Origin of the sequence: Jejuibacter sp. L23, assembly GCF_050815825.1 — a bacterium.
GTDB lineage: Bacteria > Pseudomonadota > Gammaproteobacteria > Enterobacterales > Enterobacteriaceae > Jejubacter > Jejubacter calystegiae.
Map to the genome: position 1 here is coordinate 4,784,193 of NZ_CP138199.1, position 17,484 is coordinate 4,801,676.

The 17,484-nt window shown below is 56.1% G+C and carries 22 protein-coding genes; 6 read left to right on the forward strand and 16 right to left on the reverse strand.

The annotated features are described in order from the left end of the window. Positions 1-92 precede the first annotated feature (92 nt). The 7 genes from rpsG to fkpA all read right to left on the reverse strand — a co-directional run bounded on the left by rpsG (position 93) and on the right by fkpA (position 3,904). A complete protein-coding gene (gene rpsG, locus SCU88_RS22880) occupies positions 93-563 on the reverse strand; it encodes a 30S ribosomal protein S7 (protein WP_138094443.1) in 471 nt (156 codons plus the stop codon). 96 nt (positions 564-659) lie between these two features. Continuing rightward, on the reverse strand, positions 660-1,034 hold the full coding sequence (gene rpsL, locus SCU88_RS22885) for a 30S ribosomal protein S12 (protein ID WP_138094445.1): 375 nt from the start codon (positions 1,032-1,034) through the stop codon (positions 660-662). A 125-nt stretch (positions 1,035-1,159) separates the two neighbouring features. After that, positions 1,160-1,447 carry a sulfurtransferase complex subunit TusB gene (gene tusB, locus SCU88_RS22890; protein WP_175340212.1) on the reverse strand — a complete coding sequence of 96 codons (288 nt, stop codon included), beginning with the start codon at positions 1,445-1,447 and terminating at the stop codon, positions 1,160-1,162. 7 nt (positions 1,448-1,454) lie between these two features. Then, complete coding sequence (gene tusC, locus SCU88_RS22895; protein WP_175339994.1) at positions 1,455-1,814, reverse strand: sulfurtransferase complex subunit TusC; 360 nt, start codon at positions 1,812-1,814, stop codon at positions 1,455-1,457. Then, positions 1,814-2,200, reverse strand: coding sequence for a sulfurtransferase complex subunit TusD (gene tusD / locus SCU88_RS22900; RefSeq protein WP_175339995.1), 387 nt, complete (start codon positions 2,198-2,200; stop codon positions 1,814-1,816). Before tusD ends, tusC begins: the two co-directional genes overlap by 1 nt. Beyond that, positions 2,200-2,925 carry a helix-turn-helix transcriptional regulator gene (locus SCU88_RS22905; protein WP_138094453.1) on the reverse strand — a complete coding sequence of 242 codons (726 nt, stop codon included), beginning with the start codon at positions 2,923-2,925 and terminating at the stop codon, positions 2,200-2,202. Before SCU88_RS22905 ends, tusD begins: the two co-directional genes overlap by 1 nt. Positions 2,926-3,085: 160 nt before the next feature. Beyond that, positions 3,086-3,904: an FKBP-type peptidyl-prolyl cis-trans isomerase gene (gene fkpA, locus SCU88_RS22910; protein WP_138094455.1), complete on the reverse strand. Its 819-nt coding sequence runs from the start codon at positions 3,902-3,904 to the stop codon at positions 3,086-3,088. Positions 3,905-4,134: 230 nt separating this feature from the next. Between fkpA and SCU88_RS22915 the strand changes: the two genes are divergently transcribed. Continuing rightward, complete coding sequence (locus SCU88_RS22915; RefSeq protein WP_138094457.1) at positions 4,135-4,353, forward strand: SlyX family protein; 219 nt, start codon at positions 4,135-4,137, stop codon at positions 4,351-4,353. Between the two features lie 56 nt (positions 4,354-4,409). Here the strand turns inward: SCU88_RS22915 and slyD are convergent, their stop codons facing one another. The 4 genes from slyD to kefG all read right to left on the reverse strand — a co-directional run bounded on the left by slyD (position 4,410) and on the right by kefG (position 7,648). Further along, the gene (gene slyD, locus SCU88_RS22920) at positions 4,410-4,985 is read right to left on the reverse strand and encodes a peptidylprolyl isomerase (RefSeq protein ID WP_175339996.1); all 576 of its coding nucleotides are present in this window, start codon (positions 4,983-4,985) and stop codon (positions 4,410-4,412) included. 94 nt (positions 4,986-5,079) lie between these two features. Further along, positions 5,080-5,280, reverse strand: a complete 201-nt coding sequence (locus SCU88_RS22925) for a YheV family putative zinc ribbon protein (RefSeq protein WP_138094461.1) — start codon at positions 5,278-5,280, stop codon at positions 5,080-5,082. 11 nt (positions 5,281-5,291) lie between these two features. Further along, complete coding sequence (gene kefB, locus SCU88_RS22930) at positions 5,292-7,097, reverse strand: glutathione-regulated potassium-efflux system protein KefB (protein WP_175339997.1); 1,806 nt, start codon at positions 7,095-7,097, stop codon at positions 5,292-5,294. After that, positions 7,097-7,648, reverse strand: coding sequence for a glutathione-regulated potassium-efflux system ancillary protein KefG (gene kefG / locus SCU88_RS22935; RefSeq protein WP_175340213.1), 552 nt, complete (start codon positions 7,646-7,648; stop codon positions 7,097-7,099). Before kefG ends, kefB begins: the two co-directional genes overlap by 1 nt. A gap of 121 nt (positions 7,649-7,769) precedes the next feature. Between kefG and SCU88_RS22940 the strand changes: the two genes are divergently transcribed. Then, positions 7,770-9,686: an ABC transporter ATP-binding protein gene (locus SCU88_RS22940; RefSeq protein ID WP_175339998.1), complete on the forward strand. Its 1,917-nt coding sequence runs from the start codon at positions 7,770-7,772 to the stop codon at positions 9,684-9,686. 121 nt (positions 9,687-9,807) lie between these two features. Here the strand turns inward: SCU88_RS22940 and tauD are convergent, their stop codons facing one another. From tauD to tauA, 4 genes are read right to left on the reverse strand one after another with little or no spacing between them, the layout of a single operon-like run. Further along, complete coding sequence (tauD, locus tag SCU88_RS22945) at positions 9,808-10,656, reverse strand: taurine dioxygenase (protein ID WP_138094469.1); 849 nt, start codon at positions 10,654-10,656, stop codon at positions 9,808-9,810. Continuing rightward, complete coding sequence (tauC, locus tag SCU88_RS22950) at positions 10,653-11,483, reverse strand: taurine ABC transporter permease TauC (RefSeq protein ID WP_175339999.1); 831 nt, start codon at positions 11,481-11,483, stop codon at positions 10,653-10,655. The genes tauD and tauC overlap by 4 nt, the downstream gene beginning before the upstream one ends. Beyond that, positions 11,480-12,247, reverse strand: a complete 768-nt coding sequence (gene tauB / locus SCU88_RS22955) for a taurine ABC transporter ATP-binding subunit (RefSeq protein WP_175340000.1) — start codon at positions 12,245-12,247, stop codon at positions 11,480-11,482. The genes tauC and tauB overlap by 4 nt, the downstream gene beginning before the upstream one ends. A 9-nt stretch (positions 12,248-12,256) precedes the next feature. Then, positions 12,257-13,246 (reverse strand): taurine ABC transporter substrate-binding protein, encoded by a 990-nt coding sequence (tauA, locus tag SCU88_RS22960; RefSeq protein ID WP_175340214.1) that lies wholly within the window; start codon positions 13,244-13,246, stop codon positions 12,257-12,259. A 251-nt stretch (positions 13,247-13,497) separates the two neighbouring features. Between tauA and SCU88_RS22965 the strand changes: the two genes are divergently transcribed. Beyond that, positions 13,498-14,631, forward strand: a complete 1,134-nt coding sequence (locus tag SCU88_RS22965; protein ID WP_175340001.1) for a toxic anion resistance protein — start codon at positions 13,498-13,500, stop codon at positions 14,629-14,631. 1 nt (position 14,632) lies between these two features. Continuing rightward, the gene (locus SCU88_RS22970; RefSeq protein WP_138094477.1) at positions 14,633-15,631 is read left to right on the forward strand and encodes a 5-bromo-4-chloroindolyl phosphate hydrolysis family protein; all 999 of its coding nucleotides are present in this window, start codon (positions 14,633-14,635) and stop codon (positions 15,629-15,631) included. A 221-nt stretch (positions 15,632-15,852) separates the two neighbouring features. Here the strand turns inward: SCU88_RS22970 and SCU88_RS22975 are convergent, their stop codons facing one another. After that, a complete protein-coding gene (locus SCU88_RS22975; RefSeq protein WP_175340002.1) occupies positions 15,853-16,038 on the reverse strand; it encodes a hypothetical protein in 186 nt (61 codons plus the stop codon). Positions 16,039-16,190: 152 nt separating this feature from the next. Here SCU88_RS22975 and SCU88_RS22980 point away from each other — a divergent pair, with 152 nt between their 5' ends. Beyond that, on the forward strand, positions 16,191-17,207 hold the full coding sequence (locus SCU88_RS22980; RefSeq protein ID WP_138094479.1) for a hydrolase: 1,017 nt from the start codon (positions 16,191-16,193) through the stop codon (positions 17,205-17,207). Then, the gene (locus SCU88_RS22985; RefSeq protein WP_175340003.1) at positions 17,208-17,426 is read left to right on the forward strand and encodes a YheU family protein; all 219 of its coding nucleotides are present in this window, start codon (positions 17,208-17,210) and stop codon (positions 17,424-17,426) included. Positions 17,427-17,484 lie beyond the last annotated feature (58 nt).

A 17,484-nucleotide genomic window follows, 5' to 3' on the forward strand; every position in this document is an offset into this window, starting at 1 on the left:
TTGATTCCTCTATTGCCTTAGGCGTTCAAGTGAGTTACCCAGCGCGGGCAGCTTCTTAAAGCGCCCGCCTGGTGACTTACACTGTCGTGGGATTACCAGCGATAGTGTGCGAACGCCTTGTTGGCTTCTGCCATACGGTGAACGTCTTCACGTTTCTTAACTGCAGTACCTTTGTTTTCTGCAGCGTCAGAAAGTTCGTTCGCCAGGCGCAGAGCCATGGATTTATCACCGCGTTTACGAGCAGCTTCAACGATCCAGCGCATTGCCAGAGCATTACGACGAACCGGACGAACTTCAACCGGAACCTGGTAGGTAGAACCACCTACGCGGCGCGACTTAACTTCGACAGTCGGGCGCACGTTTTCAAGGGCGATTTCAAACGCTTCCAGTTCGGCTTTACCAGAGCGCTGAGCCAGGGTCTCAAGCGCGCTGTATACGATTGCTTCAGCGGTAGACTTCTTACCGTCTACCATCAGGATGTTCACAAATTTAGCCAGCAGTTCAGATCCGAACTTCGGATCCGGCAGAATTTTACGCTGACCAATGACGCGACGACGTGGCATGGAAATACTCCGTTGTTAATTCAGGATTGTCCAAAACTCTACGAGTTTAGTTTGACATTTAAGTTAAAACGTTTGGCCTTACTTAACGGAGATCCATTAAGCCTTAGGACGCTTCACGCCGTACTTGGAACGAGCCTGCTTACGGTCTTTAACACCAGAGCAGTCCAGCGCGCCACGAACGGTGTGGTAACGAACACCCGGAAGGTCTTTAACACGACCGCCACGGATCAGGACGACGGAGTGTTCCTGCAGGTTGTGGCCTTCACCACCGATGTAGGAGGTCACTTCGTAACCGTTAGTCAGACGAACACGGCAAACTTTACGCAGTGCGGAGTTCGGTTTTTTCGGAGTGGTGGTATATACGCGAGTACATACACCACGTTTTTGCGGGCAGGCTTCCAGCGCCGGCACGTTGCTTTTCGCAACTTTGCGTGCGCGTGGTTTGCGTACCAGCTGGTTAACTGTTGCCATTAAATAGCTCCTGGTTTTAGCTTTTGCTTCGTAAACACGTAATAAAACGGCCTCATACAATATGAGGACGCAGAATTTTAGGGCCGGGCCGAAAGGGTGTCAAGAAATATACAGCGGAACGCAGCTTACCAGGCCATCTGGCTACGCTGGTTTACCGCTAGTCTGACGAAGTCAGTATAGCTTACGCGCTCAATTTTGGTCGAAATTTGCGCAGAAAGCCCGCGCGCTTCGACATCTTCCTGCAAGGCGTAGACTGATATGGGGGCGGAACGCAATAACCCAAGGGCCGCCCCGCCTTCCAGCGCGGCGATAACCCCATCCTGCAGCAGCAGCAGATCGTCGCCGGCGCGGGTCGTGCGCAACAGAGCGGCGAGATCGCAATGGAATGGGGAGTGACTGAGCGTAAACAGCATGAAGGCCTCAGAAAGTGAAAATAACGTCATACTCATCCAGCCGGGCGCGTAAGGCATCCGGCTCCAGCGGCGCGGCTTCCATCACCAGAGGACGACCCGGCTCCAGACCGCGCTCGCGCATCGAGGCGCTGCATATCCAGCACTGATCGATATCATAGAGTTCCAGAACGCCGAAGGTGGCGATGTAGTCGCGCGCCAGGATTTTCTGGGGCTGCTGGTCAGGCAGCAGTTGCAGTACGCCATCGCTCAGAAAGAATACGCCGATCTCATCGCTCAACGCCGAAGTCGCCAACAGTGCATCCAGCCCTTCACGGCCAGCAGCAGAGCCATGGGGAGCCCGGGTAAAAACAAAGGCAATACGTTTCATCAGAACTGCACCATCCGCTCGCAGGTCAGCGCCGCTTCGGCAAGCTGTCCCAGGCCACTTAACGTAAAGCCGGACTGCATATTGGCGGCGTTAAGCCCCAGGCGCTGTGCTTCTGTCTCATCTACCACACCGCGACGCAGTGCGGCCGCCACACAGATATGAAGCTGAACGCCATGGTCTTCATTTAGCGCCTGCCAGGCGCGCACGATATCAAACTCATCGTTGGCCGGGGCAGTTAGCTGATTGGCGTTATAAACGCCTTCACGATAGAAAAACACACGCTCCAGTTGATGGCCTTCGGCAATCAGCGCCCTGGCAAACTGCAACGCGCTGCTGGCCTGCTGAGTACCATAGGCGGGGCCGGTCACCGTCAGGGCAAAACGCATTACTTCTCCTGCCCCTGGAAATCACCGCTTTTAAACTGGCGGATATAGAGATAGACGGTGTGCTTGGAAATATTCAGACGATCCGCAACCTGGTTAATGGCATCTTTAATATCAAAGATCCCTTTTTCATAAAGATTCAGGACAATCTGACGATTCTTGGCGTTATTGGAAACGCTACGGTCGGCATTAACCTCTTCAATCGTAAACTCCAGTGTCTGAGTTACCAGATCGTCCACGGATGAAGCGAAGTTAACCGAAGAGGGAACTTCCTCCTGACTTTCCGGCGGAATGAAGGTGCTCATAATCTGCGAGAACGGCACATCGAGATTCATATTGATGCATAACAGACCAATCACCCGCTGTTCCCGATTACGGATAGCAATGGTCACCGACTTCATCAGAACCCCGCTTTTGGCGCGGGTGAAATAGCACTTTGATACGCTGCTGTCGGCACCGGTCATATCGTGCAGCATGCGCAGCGCCAGGTCAGTAATGGGAGACCCAATCTTACGCCCGGTATGTTCCCCGTTGGCGATACGAATTGCCGAACATTTCAGATCCTGTAATGAGTGCAAAACGATTTCACAGTGGGGGCCAATTAACATTGCCAGGCCATCCACTACCGCTTCGTAGGATTTTAGAATATCGAAGTCGGTCTGAACAAAGGGACGCTGATCCAGTAAATCAAGTTCACTGGTTTCATTGGTTAAAAGCGACCTGGACATGAAGAAAATCACTCCTTTACGGCAGCCTGTTGCCATTACGCAGATGCAGGCTCGTTATATAACGTGTGAAGCTTAAGGTAATACAGCCCAGCCAGCGCTTTCCAGTTTTAATTCCAAATAAAAACGCCGCCCCGAAGGGCGGCGCTTAAACTGAAGCGGATTACTGTTTCTTTCCTGCTTCCTGCTTAGCCTTATCGGCATCAGCTTTAGCGTCTTCTTTCGGTGCCGGTTTAATATCCAGCAGCTCAACGTCGAACACCAGGGTGGAGTTCGCCGGAATCCCCGGAACGCCAGCCTTACCGTAAGCCAGACCCGGCGGGATAACCAGTTTGATCTTGCCGCCTTTCTTAATGTGCTTCAGACCTTCGGTCCAGCCTGGAATAACGCCGTCCAGACGGAAAGAGAGCGGCTCGCCGCGGGTGTAGGAGTTATCGAACTCTTTACCGTCGATAAGCGTACCTTTGTAGTTCACCACCACGGTATCGCTGTCTTTCGGTGCGTCGCCGCTACCCTCTTTCTCTACTTTATACAGCAGGCCGCTCTTGGTGTTTTTCACACCTTTCTCGGCAGCGAAGTCGGTACGGAACTTCTTACCTTTGGTTTCGTTTTCCGTCGCTTCTTTTTCCATACGTTCCTGAGCGGCGGTCTTCACACGGGTTTCAAACGCCTGGAGCGTTTTCTGAATTTCCTCATCGGAAAGCTTGCTCTTATCAGCAAAAGCATCCTGAACACCGGAAATCAGCTGGTCTTTATCCAGTTTAATCCCCAGTTTTTCCTGCTCTTTCAGTGAGTTTTCCATGTAGCTGCCCAGAGATGCACCCAGGGCATAAGCGGATTTCTGATCGTCATTTTTGAAATTCGCTTTGCTGTCGCTCGCAGCGGCAGCCGGTTTAGCTGCATCAGCAGCGGACGCCAGCGGTGCATTCAGCGCCACAGCCATCGTGGTCGCAAGCAGCGTTACTTTAAACAGTGATTTCATCCATTATCTCCAGCCCGAAGTCTCTCGCCCCGGGTTTGTATGAACCGAATTGTGTACTATACCGTCTGTGAGAAAAGCAACACAATCTCACCCGGTCTGATCCCGAGTCAAGTTAAGACTATTTTTGTTTAAATAAGTTTCCTCAACGGCAATAAGCCACTGTCAGACCCGGAGAATTCCAGTAAAATCCCGGAGCCGTACAGGGGCTGCGGCAAATCCCAGGAGGAATCATGCACGACAAATCGACCGAACAGCGCCTGGCCGAACTGGAAAGCCGCCTGGCATTCCAGGAGCTGACCATCGAAGAGCTGAACCAGACGGTCACCGCCCATGAGCTAGAAATGGCCAGGCTACGCGAACATCTGAAAATACTGGTAGAGAAGATCAAGTCCAGCCAGGAATCGCTGGTCGCACACCAGTCAGAAGAAACGCCACCGCCGCACTACTGAAATACAGACATAAAAAAAGCTTCCGGATGGAAGCTTTTTTTGCATTTATAGCGCGCTTAGTGGCAACCGCAACCGCCGTTACCGCAACCGCCTTTGCCATGTTCGTGGTCATGGTCGTGGCCGTGACCGCCGCAGCAGCCGTCGCCTTCACCGTGATGATGGTCATGCTCGCCGTGAACGTGGCCGTGAGCCAGCTCTTCCGCCGTCGCTTCGCGAATCGCCACCACTTCAACGTTAAAGTTCAGGTTCTGACCCGCCAGCATGTGGTTACCGTCAACCACAACGTAGTCATCGCCGACTTCGGTAATTTCTACCGGTACCGGACCCTGATCGGTTTCAGCAAGGAAACGCATCCCCACCTGCAGCTCATCAACGCCCATGAACACGTCTTTCGGTACGCGCTGAACCAGGTTTTCGTCGTACTGACCGTAGGCATCGTTGGCGCCAACGCTAACGTCGAATTTATCGCCAACGCTGCGGCCATCCAGTGCTTTTTCCAGGCCTGAAATCAGGGAGCCGTGACCGTGCAGATAGTCCAGCGGCGCACTCACCGGAGACTCATCAACCATTACACCGTCTTCTGTACGTACCTGATAGGCCAGACTGACCACCAGGTCTTTTGCTACTTTCATGATATCTCCTGAGCGTGAGAAAGTGACGGGCGCCGATTGTAGCGGAAATCGACGCCGCTGTACCCCTTAGCTTAAAAAAACCTGCCGCATATCGCTAGTCCGGATGGAAAATCCCGATAACCTGTTCGCGATCGCGCACGCTACCGCGCGCCTCTTTATCGGCTTCACGCATCTGGTGACCGCACTTCACGCACTCAACAATATCTACGCCGTTTTCGCGCCACATCGCCATGGAATCCTGCGCCTGACAGTGTGGACACACTGCACCGGCGATAAATCTTTTACGCACTGTCATTACCCAGTCCTCTATTCGAACTCATCCCAGCCGTTGATCTGACGTCGCTCCTGCTGCATCTCTCGCTCAAAAATCTCTTCCAGCTCGCGCCGGGCTTCACGCACCCGGGAAATTTGCGCATTGTCGCTGTGAAGCGGCATCAGCTCGCGCAGCATGCTCATATCCAGACGACGGAAGTGATGCTGGGCACGTAACGCCTGATGAGGATGCATCCCCAGCGACATCAGCGCCTTGCGCCCCAGCTCCAGAGCACTGGAGAAGGTTTCACGACTGAACAGACTGACCCCGGCCTGCAATAACTCATGGGCCTCTACCCTGCCCCTTGCCCGGGCCAGAATCGCCAGGTGGGGGAAATGATGCTGGCACAGATGGACGATCTTCATCGTATCTTCCGGCTCATTGCAAGTGATGACTATCGAGCGGGCACGATCCGCGCCTGCCGAACGCAACAGTTCCAGCTCCGCGGCATCGCCGTAATACACCTTGTAGCCATATTTACGCATCAGATTGACTGCGGCGATATCACGCTCCAGCACCGTAATACGCTTCTTATTGGCCATCAGCAAACGGCCAATCACCTGACCAAAGCGGCCGAAGCCCACCACAATCACCTCCGGCTGATCGTCTTCCACCCAGGGCTTTTCATTACCCTCTTCCGTACTGTTGATTCGTCGGGCCAGCAGTTTGTCGATAAGCTTCATCAGCAGCGGCGTAGTCATCATCGACAGCGTGACCGTCACCAGCAGTAGCGCCATCTGATCGCTATCGAACAGCTTCTGGGCAGAAGCGGCGGAAAACAGCACGAAGGCGAACTCACCGCCCTGACTCAGTACGCTCGCAAACTGAAGCCGCTCGTCGGCGCGCAGGCCATGCAGGCGAGCCAGCCCCCAAAGCACTAACACTTTCACCGCCACCAGCACCAGTACGCTGACCGCCACCCACAGCAGATGGGTGTAGAGCACGCCCAGGTTCAGCGCCATCCCAACCGAGATGAAAAACAGCCCCAGCAGCAGCCCCTTAAAGGGCTCAATCGCAATCTCAAGCTCGTGTCGGTATTCGCTTTCCGCCAGCAGTACCCCGGCAATAAAGGTGCCCAGCGCCATCGAGAAGCCCAGCGCATCCATAAACAGCGCAGAGCCCAGCACCAGTAGCAGCGCCGCCGCGGTAAACACCTCGCGCACGCCGGAGCCAGCAATAAAGCGGAACACCGGGCGCAGCATATAGCGACCAAACAGCAGCATACCGGCAAAGGCCAGTACCTTCAGACCAATACGGATCCAGTCCGGATGATCGTCGCCATTGCCCGCCAGCAGTGGCACCAACGCCAGCGCCGGAATGACAGCCAAATCCTGAAACAGCAGTACCGAAAAGCCCAGTTGCCCGGATTCGCTGCGATTCATCCCCTTATCGCGCATCAGCTGCAGCGCCATTGCCGTTGACGACATCGCCAGCCCGATACCGCCGACCAACGCGGCCTGCCAGCTGAAATTGGTCAGCATCAGCAGCCCCGCCAGCACCCCGGCGCTAATCAGCACCTGACCGGTACCGACGCCGAAAATCGGGCGCCGCAGTTGCCAGAGCCGGGACGGATTGAGCTCCAGTCCGATGATAAACATCAGGAACACCACGCCCAGTTCGGAGAAGTGCAGAATTTCGTCGACATCGCTGATAAACGCCAGCCCCCAGGGGCCAATGGCGATCCCCGCCAGCAGGTAGCCCAGCACGGCGCCAATGCCCAACCGGGCAGCGATCGGCACCGCCACCACGGCGGCAAACAGAAACAGCAGCCCCGCCAGCAGTAAATCACTTCCTTCCATCAGTGTCCTCCCGGCGGCAGCGGCTCGGCCAGCCATTCGCCGTAAGCGCTGGCGTAGTGAGCCAGCGCGGTGGCGGACTGGCGGCGAGCCTGGTAAATAATCATCGGATTCATCCAGTGCATCCGGCACATGGCGGCGGTCAACTCAAAAGGGCGCAGCACCTCATTCAGGGTGTAGTGATTCAGGCCGTCACGGCGCCATGCCGCCTGCGGCTCACCGGTAGTAATCACGTTACGCCAGTACTTTCCGGCCAGCACATCACCGCCCGGGCCACTGGCAAAACCGCGACTCAACACGCGATCCAGCCACTCTTTCAGTAGCGCCGGGCAGCTGTAGGTATAGAGGGGATGCTGAAACACCACGATCTCATGCTGCTCAAGCAGCTCCTGCTCATGGCGGATATCAATAAAAAAGTCCGGGTAGTGCGCGTAAAGGTCGTGCACGGTGACATTGCTTAACTGCCGAGCCGGTTGGAGCAAAACCCGGTTGGCTACCGAGTCCTGGGATTCCGGATGGGCATACAGCAGCAAAACTTTAGGCGGCTGCGACATCATTACCCTCCAGGGCGTCGTCTTCGATTCTGTTTTGGGCTACCATGCAGCCCGGGCGGGCATACCACCATGCTACGCCTTCGTCATGACAATTTAACATACTCTGAACATACGGCGCCTTATGATTGTTTTCTCATCTCTCCAGATCCGCCGCGGCGCTCAGCTTTTGCTGGATAACGCGACCGCCACCATCAACCCCGGTCAAAAAGCAGGGCTGGTGGGCAAGAACGGCTGTGGCAAATCGACGCTGCTGGCACTGCTGAAACATGAGATCGCCGCCGACGGCGGCAGCGCCACCTTCCCCGGCAACTGGCAGCTCGCCTGGGTGAATCAGGAAACTCCGGCGCTCGCCATGCCGGCCATCGAGTATGTTATCGATGGCGATCGCGAATATCGCCAGCTCGAACAGCAGCTTGCCAGCGCCAACGAGAAAAACGACGGCCACGCCATCGCCACGCTCCACGGCAAGCTCGACGCCATCGACGCCTGGACCATCCACGCCCGCGCCGCCAGTCTGTTGCACGGACTGGGCTTCAGCAACGCCCAGTTGGAGCGCCCGGTCAGCGACTTTTCCGGGGGCTGGCGTATGCGTCTTAACCTGGCCCAGGCGCTGATCTGCCGTTCCGATCTGCTGTTGCTTGACGAACCCACCAACCACCTGGATCTGGATGCGGTGATCTGGCTGGAAAAATGGCTGAAAAGCTATCAGGGAACGCTGATTTTGATCTCTCACGATCGCGACTTTCTCGATCCCATCGTGGACAAAATTATTCATATCGAGCAGCAACAGCTGTTCGAATACACCGGCAATTACAGCGACTTCGAGCGCCAGCGCGCTACGCGTCTGGCCCAGCAGCAGGCGACTTACGAAAGCCAGCAACTGAAGGTCGCGCATCTGCAAAGCTATATCGATCGTTTCCGCGCCAAAGCGACCAAGGCCAAGCAGGCCCAGAGCCGTATTAAGATGCTGGAACGCATGGAGCTCATCGCCCCGGCCCACGTCGATAACCCGTTCCACTTTAGCTTCCGGGCGCCGGAAAGCCTGCCGAATCCACTGCTGAAGATGGAACACGTCAGCGCCGGTTATGGCGATAAAGTCGTGCTGAAGTCGATTAAGCTCAACCTGGTTCCGGGTTCACGCATCGGTCTGCTGGGGCGTAACGGCGCCGGTAAATCCACGCTGATCAAACTGCTGGCGGACGAACTGGCGCCGCTTAACGGCGAAGTGGCGTTAGCCAAAGGCATTAAGCTGGGCTATTTCGCCCAGCATCAGCTGGAGTTTCTGCGAGCCGATGAGTCTCCGCTCCAGCACATGGCGCGTCTGGCACCAAAAGAGACCGAACAGGCGCTGCGCGACTATCTGGGCGGTTTCGACTTCCGCGGCGATAAGGTCAGCGCTCCCACGCAGCACTTTTCCGGCGGCGAAAAGGCCCGGTTGGTGCTGGCGCTCATCGTCTGGCAGCGCCCCAACCTGCTGCTGCTGGACGAACCGACCAACCACCTGGATCTCGATATGCGTCAGGCGCTCACCGAAGCCCTGATCGGCTTTGACGGCGCGCTGGTGGTGGTTTCGCACGACAGGCACCTGCTGCGCTCCACCACCGACGACCTCTATCTGGTGCATGACGGGCTGGTAGAGCCCTTCGACGGCGATCTGGACGACTACCAGCAGTGGTTGAGTGACCAGCAGAAGCAGGAGAGTCGTCAGGATACGGCAGCAAAGCCGGATAGCACCAACAGCGCCCAGGCTCGTAAAGATCAGAAGCGGCGCGAAGCGGAATTCCGCAACCAGACCCAACCGCTGCGTAAACGGATAGCGACTCTTGAGAAGCAGATGGAAAAACTGGGCGATACGCTGGCGGCAGCCGAGGAGAAGCTGTCGGACCAGGGGCTGTACGATCCCGATCGTAAAGCCGAGCTAACCGAATGCCTGCAGGCCCAGAGCCAGGCTAAATCCGCTCTGGAAGAGACGGAAATGGCCTGGCTGGAAGCGCAGGAACAACTGGAGCAACTGACTCAGGTATTCGAGGAGCAGTAACGCCCGGACCATGGCTGTGCGTCGGCGAGACAAGGCGCAAGGAGCCGAGGGAACGGAGCATACAAATAGTATGTGAGATCCCGAGGCGACGCAGCAACGCCGTCACAGCCACGCACAGCCATTACCCCCGGTAAAAAGGCTTATCGCCCAGTATCGTCGCCCGATGCATCACCCGCCGCTGAGGCAGGTAGTCGGCGTTGGCGTAATGCTGCGTTACCCGATTGTCCCAGATAGCGACATCATTTTCCTGCCAGCGCCAGCGCACCTGAAATTCTGGCTTCGTGATATGGGCAAACAGAAAGCCCAGTAGCGCGTCGCTCTCTTTGGGCGCCAGATCGACAATTCGGGTGGTGAATCCTTCATTAACGAACAACGCCTGACGTCCGCTGACCGGATGGGTACGCACTACCGGATGTAGCAACGGCGGGTTATTCTCCACCGCCCGCTTCCAGCGTTCATGACTCTCCTTGCTGTCTCGGTGCCGGTACTCCGGAAAGGATTTGGTGAAGTCGTGCTCCGCCCGCAGCCCGCACAACAGCTGTTTCAGCGGCGCGGAAAGCGCTTCATAAGCCGCGATACCGCTAGCCCACAGGGTATCGCCACCGCTGGCAGGCAACTGCTTCGCCGCCAGAATAGCGCCCAGCGGCGGGTTTTCGATAAAGGTCACGTCGGTATGCCAGTTATCGTTATCCGGCGGATTATCGTTATGGGTATCCAGCACGATAATCTCATCAGCCTCACGAGCGTGAGGATAGACCGGGTGAATATGTAGATCGCCAAAGCGCCGTGCCAGGTCGCGCTGCTGCGTCGGCACAATCGGCTGATTGCGGAAAAACAGTACCTGGTGCTTCATCAGCGCGTGATAAAGCTGCTCAAACTGCACATCGCTCAACGGTTTTGCCAGCGACAGATTATCAACCAGAGCCCCAATAGCGGGCCCCAGCGGGGTAATGCTCAGACGTTCGTTCATCGTTGTACTCCATGCCAGGGAGTCAGCCGCCGCGTCAGTATGCGCAACCCCAGCTCCAGACCAAATGCGATTATCGCAATCACGCCAATACCGGCCAGCACCACATCGGTCGCCATAAACTCACCGGCGGACTGCACCATAAACCCCAGACCACGGGTGGCGGCGATCAGCTCAGCCGCGACCAGCGTGGACCAGCCAACGCCCAGCCCGATACGCAGACCGGTTAAAATTTCCGGTAGCGCCCCGGGCAGAATCACATAGCGCAACACCTGCCAGCGGCTGGCGCCCAACGACTGCGCGGCGCGCACTCGCACCGGATCGGCGCTGCGCACTCCCGCCACGGCGGAAAGCGTGACGGGGGCGAAAATCGCCAGATAAATCAGCAGAATCTTCGGTGTTTCACCAATGCCGAACCAGATCACCATCAGCGGCAGCCAGGCCAGCGGCGGCACTGGCCGGTACAGTTCAATGAGCGGATCGAACACCGCTCGGACTTTATCGTTCAACCCCATCGCAATACCGACGGGAACGCCGATAACCGCCGCCGCCAGCAGCGCCACCAGAATGCGCCCCAGACTGGCCGCCAGATGCTGCCACAGCGTGGCATCCATAAAGCCCTGAGATCCGCCAATAACCATAAGTTGATGCAGTACCTGCTGCGGCGCAGGCAGAAACAGCGGATCGATAAGCCCCAGCATTGTCACCAGCCACCAAACTGCCAGTACGGTCAACAGCGTAGCGGCGCTCAGCCAGAGTCGCCCCGGTATCCGCCACCGGTAGCGCGTTCCTGGACGGGTTGCGGCTTTTAACGTGGCATGCAGGCTCATAGCAGGGCCTCCCGCTGGTGAAAAACGCTGCCCAATACATACTCGCGGTAGCGGATGAATTCAGGATCCGACTTAATGCTGCGGCAGGATTCGCCCTCCACGTAGCGACGCCCGAAGTCGAGGTTCAGGCGATCCACAACCCTGCCAGGCCCCGGCGACAAAATCAGTAGCTCACTGGCCAGCAGAACCGCCTCTTCAATATCGTGGGTAATCAGCAGAATCTGCTTGCCGGTATCGCGCCAGATGGTCAGCAGCAGCTCCTGCATCTGCTCGCGTGTGAAGGCATCCAGCGCGCCAAAGGGCTCATCCAGCAACAGCAGGCGCGGGTCCGCCGCCAGGGCTCTGGCAATCCCCACCCGCTGGCGCATACCGCCAGACAGTTGCCAGATAAAGTGCCGCTCATAGCCTTCCAGTCCCACACGCCGAAGCATGCGCTGCGCTATATCATGCCGTCGGGGCTGCTCCACCCCGGCCAGTTGCAGGCCAAAGCTCACGTTATCCAGCACGTTGCGCCACGGCAGTAGCCCTTCATTCTGAAATACCACGCCGCGATCGGCCCCCGGCCCGGTCACCGGCAGACCATCATGGGTAATCTCCCCCGAGGAAGGCGCCGTAAATCCGGCAATCAGGTTGAGCAGCGTGGTTTTACCGCAACCCGAAGGGCCAAGTACCACCACCAGAGAGCCGCTGTCTATCTGCAACGAAATATCGCGCAGTACCTGATGCCCCTGGTAACCGGCGCTGAGATGACTGACCTTCAGCATATGCCCTCCTTAGGGTTGAACCTGTTTCACAAAGCGATCGGTCACCCAGTCGCTGTAATCGTCACTCACCCGGGCAACCTTGCCCTGCTGTTTCAGGAATTGCGCGGTATCGTGAATCGTATGCGCCACCGGTCCGCCCTGAGCGAGCTGCTCTATTTGCTGCGCCACTGGCAGATAACGATTCCCCTTAACCAGTCCCGGAATCTGTTCCTGCGGCACGCCGCTCAGACGCGACAGAACGCTGAGGTGCTCCTTATCTTTCAGCCAGGCATCTGGCGCCTTCAGGTATTCCCCCTGAGCGGTCAGCGCGCTGGCTGCAAACGCGGTAACAACTTCCGGATGCGCTTCGGCGAAATCCTTGCGTACCACCCAGACATCCAGCGTCGGTTTTCCCCACTGCCCTACCTGCCCGGAATCGGTCAGCACCCGGCCCTGTTTCGCCATGGCGTTAACCACCGGAGCCCAGACATAAGCGCCGTCGATATCGCCGCGCTGCCATGCCGCGGCAATAGCAGGCGGCTGCAGATTGACAATAGTCAGTTGATCGGGACGAATGCCCCAGTGCTGTAACGCCGATAGCAGGCTGTAATGAGCCGTGGAGATAAAAGGCACGGCAATACGTTTACCGATAAGATCCTGCGGCGAGCGGATTTTCGGATTCACCACCAGCGCTTCCGAACTGCCGAGCTGCGACGCGACAAGGAAAACTTCAATCGGCAAACGCTGGCTGGCGGCTACCGCCAGGGGGCTGGAGCCAATATTGCCGATTTGCACATCCCCGGAGGCCATCGCCCGCAGCACGCCAGCACCGCTGTCGAACTTACGCCAGTCGGCCTGCGCCCCGGACTGCTTCGCAAAGCGATTCTCTGCCTGAGCCACTTTGGCCGGTTCCGCCGAGGTCTGATACGCTACGGTCACCTCCACTGCCTGGACCGCTCCTGCCGTCAGCACCAGTGCCAGCAGCGTCGCTGCCCGAAATAAAGGAAATCTGCCCGCCATCATTCGCTCCGTTATTCACTCTCTGTTAGCGACAGTTGTATCCGGACGCGAAGACTATAAAAAGAAATAAAAAATTATCTTTTATTTCTTAAAGGAATATAAAGAAAATACCGCCCCTGGAGTCCATATATTTCTCATGGCCTTGTTGGCTCGCCTCTGAGCGTGAAGTACCATTACACCCATTGTTTCCGTGGCCAGCCTCACGTCATTTTGCTGCAGACGGACTGTTCTCTTATTTAAGGAATGCATTAATGACGGAAAACACCTCAGTCACCGTTTCCGCCTCTCAGGCCCCCCTGGATATTACCGACGCGCTCCCTTCTGATGAGCGGCTAACCCAGGAACAACAGCAGGAAGTTCAGCAACTCATCGAGCAGATAGATATTAACGATCCGGTGCTTTCCCTGTCTTACGGCGCCAAAACCATGAATGGCATTTCACGCTTTTCCGACGCCCTGATGGAGCAAGTGCGCGCCAAAGATGCTGGCGCTATCGGTGAACAACTGACCGACATGCTGGGTAAGGTAAAGTCCGTCGATCTGACCGCCTTCGATAAAAAGCCCGGCATGCTGGCCTCGATCCCCTTGATCGGCAAGCTGTTTAACCGCGTTGAACGCTCGCTCATGGAGTATCAAACGCTGGCGCAGCAGGTGGAAGGTATTACCCGTAAGCTGGATGAAGCGATGGTCGATCTACTGCGCAATATCTCTACGCTGGAGCAATTGTTTACCCGCAACCGCGACTTCTTCCAGCAGATCAACCTGCATATCATCGCCGGTAAGCGCAAGCTGGAGCAGCTCCAGCAACACGATCTGCCTCAGGCCCAGGCGCAGCTTTCCGATAACCCCATGAATGCCCAGGTTGTCCGGGATATGATTGACGGGATGCAGCGCTTTGAGCGCCGCCTGCATGACCTGATGCTGTCACGCACCATTGCGATACAAACTGCACCGCAGATTCGCCTGATGCAGGGGAACAGCCAGGCGCTGGCGGAAAAAATACAGAGCAGCATTCTGTCCACCATTCCCATCTGGAAAAGCCAGATTGTGCTGGCGCTGTCGCTGCATTCACAGCGTCAGGCCACAAAGCTGCAGAAAGAGGTTTCAGATACCACCAACGAGATGCTGCGTCGCAATGCAGAGCTGCTGCAGACCGGCACCCTGGAAACCGCCCGCGAAGTGGAGCGGTCGGTAGTGGATATCGAAACCCTGCGTGATGTGCAGTCCCGTCTGCTGAACACTATTGAAGAGTCGGTCAATATCGCCAGCGACGCCCGCAAGCGTCGCAGCGAAGTGGAAAAAGAGCTGTCATCCATGGAAAACGACCTGCGCCTTCGCCTTGCGAATATCGCCAACGGCGGCGCGGGAAAAGTAGAGCAGGCATAACATGAGCAGTCTTGAGCAACGCCTTGCCGAAAGGTTGACCGATAAACGCTGGAAACGCGCTACGCTTGTATTTTTGCTGTTCGTCCTGGCAAGAGGATTCATGAATAACTTCCAGCCACTGGCTACGGAACTCCATCCCCCGCTCCCGGAAGATGAGGGCTCCCTTGATGGCGCCATCCTGGTATTCTGCTGGGCAGGATTCACGATTCTGTTCCGGACTCTGCTTTTTGACCGTAGGGCTCTTGCGATGGGAATAGCCGCCGGTCTGCTCTGGATCCCCACTGGCGATATTCTGGCGCTCCCGTTCTGGGCTGGCAGTATGGCGCTGCTGGTGTATCTGCTAAACAGTCTGGGAAAATGGCGCGGCATCCATTACTGGTATATGGCGCTGTGGAGCTTCGTTATCGGTAGTTATATAGAAGCCTATACGCTTCTCAACAGCCCCTTCTATACTGGTGCGATTATTGCCCTTTTCGTCACTTACTGTAAGTACTGGTATCCGCGGTTTATCCAGGAGCGGCAAGCCGCGCAAGAAGAGGATGAAGACGACGAAGAGGAAGCGTTTGACGAAGACAAGGAGCCTGATAACAGCGAGGACGAACCGGAACTGGCACCGTTTGAAACGGAAATAGCCCGCCTGGAGAGTCTGGAAAATCTGGAAGGCGCTGTTCACAGCGAACTTAAAGGCATTATTAAGTATGCGCGGCTTATCCAGCACTGCATGCTGACCGACCCGCGGGATATGCAGCCCGGCCAGGATTTCCTGAACCGCTATCTGCCGTCAGTCGAGGAGATCATCACCAAAAGCCAGAACCTGTCCAGTCAGCTTGCCGGACATGGGAATGAACATCAGGTCACGGCCCGCAGCGTGGAAATATTGAAAGCGCTACGTTCCGCTTTCCGCCAGAAGCACGCCCAGTTGCTGGAAAACGACGAAACGGAACTGAACACCGAAGTCAGTACTCTGGAAAAGCTGCTAAAAACAGACGGCTTCCTGTAACCCCTTTCGGGCCCGCAGCAACTGGCGGGCCCGCATCGGCTACATCAATAATCTCGTTTTCTCCCTCACGACACAGGCACGATCAGATCGAGCTCTTTGCTTATTTCCTGATGATTCCCATGGGAATTAACATGTTGTGGGATCAACTGACCATGGGCGACAGATTTAGACGGAATATAAATGCCGTCAGTGAAGGGAATAAAACGCTTCGCCTGATATACTTAAAAATGCCAGGGGTATTCGAATGCTTTACCAATAACCGATTGACGTAAAAGAGAAACCAGCATATTCAGGATGTGCTCACCAGAATAGGTTTCAGTATTAACCGCAACGGCAATCGCCTTAACATGGACTGAATACCTCCGTAGATAAAACATTTCAGCACGGGTATTCTTATTCTGATTCATTATGACGTATTCCTCACAGGATTGATTTAATAAGCATTCCTTAACTGTGGGTCCCCCTCTTTGAGACGAATTAAACAGACCAAAAAAAGCATCAACAATCTACGGATTTACCGGTATGATGGTGGATTAATTAACTAAAATTACTCTGTACCATGGCAGAAATTACCCCTGCAGAACTCTCCGCCAATAGTGACGAGACGCAGCTTTTCCGCCCAATGATCGGCGCACGCAATCCGCATATGCAAACCATGCTGCCGCGCCTGATACGCCGTCGGCTGCGCTTTACCCCCTGGTGGCAAAGAATCGATACGCCGGACGGCGATTTTATCGACCTCGCCTGGAGCGAACACCCGTCAAAAGCACAGCATAAGCCGCGCCTGGTGGTGTTTCACGGCCTGGAGGGCAGCCTGCACAGCCCATACGCTCACGGGTTGATGAATGCGGCAAAACAGCGCGGCTGGCTGGGCGTGGTGATGCACTTTCGCGGCTGTAGCGGCGAACCAAACCGCATGAACCGCATCTATCACTCCGGCGAAACTAACGATGCCAGCTACTTCCTGGACTGGCTGCGCCGGCGCTACGGCGCTCGTCCGACCGCCGCGGTGGGATTTTCGCTGGGCGGTAATATGCTGGCCTGCCTGATGGCCCAACAGGAAAAAGCCTGTTCGCTGGCGGCTGGCGTCGTGGTGTCGGCGCCGCTGATGCTGGAGCCCTGCTGCTACCATATGGAAAAAGGGTTTTCCCGTTTCTACCAGCGCTATCTGCTGAATCTGCTGAAGGCTAACGCCGGGCGCAAACTCAAGGCCTGGCCCGGAACCCTGCCCATCGACAGGGCCCGTCTGAAACGCATTCGCCGCATCCGGGAATTCGACGATCTGATTACCTCGAAAATCCACGGTTTTCGTGATGCTCTGGACTACTACCGACGCTGTAGCGCACTGCCAATGCTGCCGCAAATCGCCCGACCGACGCTGATTATCCACGCGAAAGACGATCCCTTTATGGATCACCAGGTCATTCCGGATCTCGACCATCTGCCCCCCAACATTGAGTATCAGCTGACCGAGCACGGTGGCCACGTCGGCTTCGTGGGGGGAACACTACGACACCCGGAAATGTGGCTGGAAAAACGTATTCCCGACTGGTTAAGTCAATTCCTGGATGGATAAATGATTATTCCCTGGCAGCAGATATCGGCGGAAACGCTGGATAGCCTGATAGAAGCCTTTGTGTTGCGCGAAGGCACCGATTACGGTGAACATGAGCGTTCGCTCGAACAAAAAGTGGCGGATGTAAAGCATCAGCTACAAACCGGCGAAGCCGTTGTGGTATGGTCGGAACTTTATGAAACGGTCAACATCATGCCGCGCTCGCAATTCCGCGGCTAATATCTGGTTTACCAAACAATTCGCCGTGTTTCAGTGGCTACACCCCTGTACTCAAGGA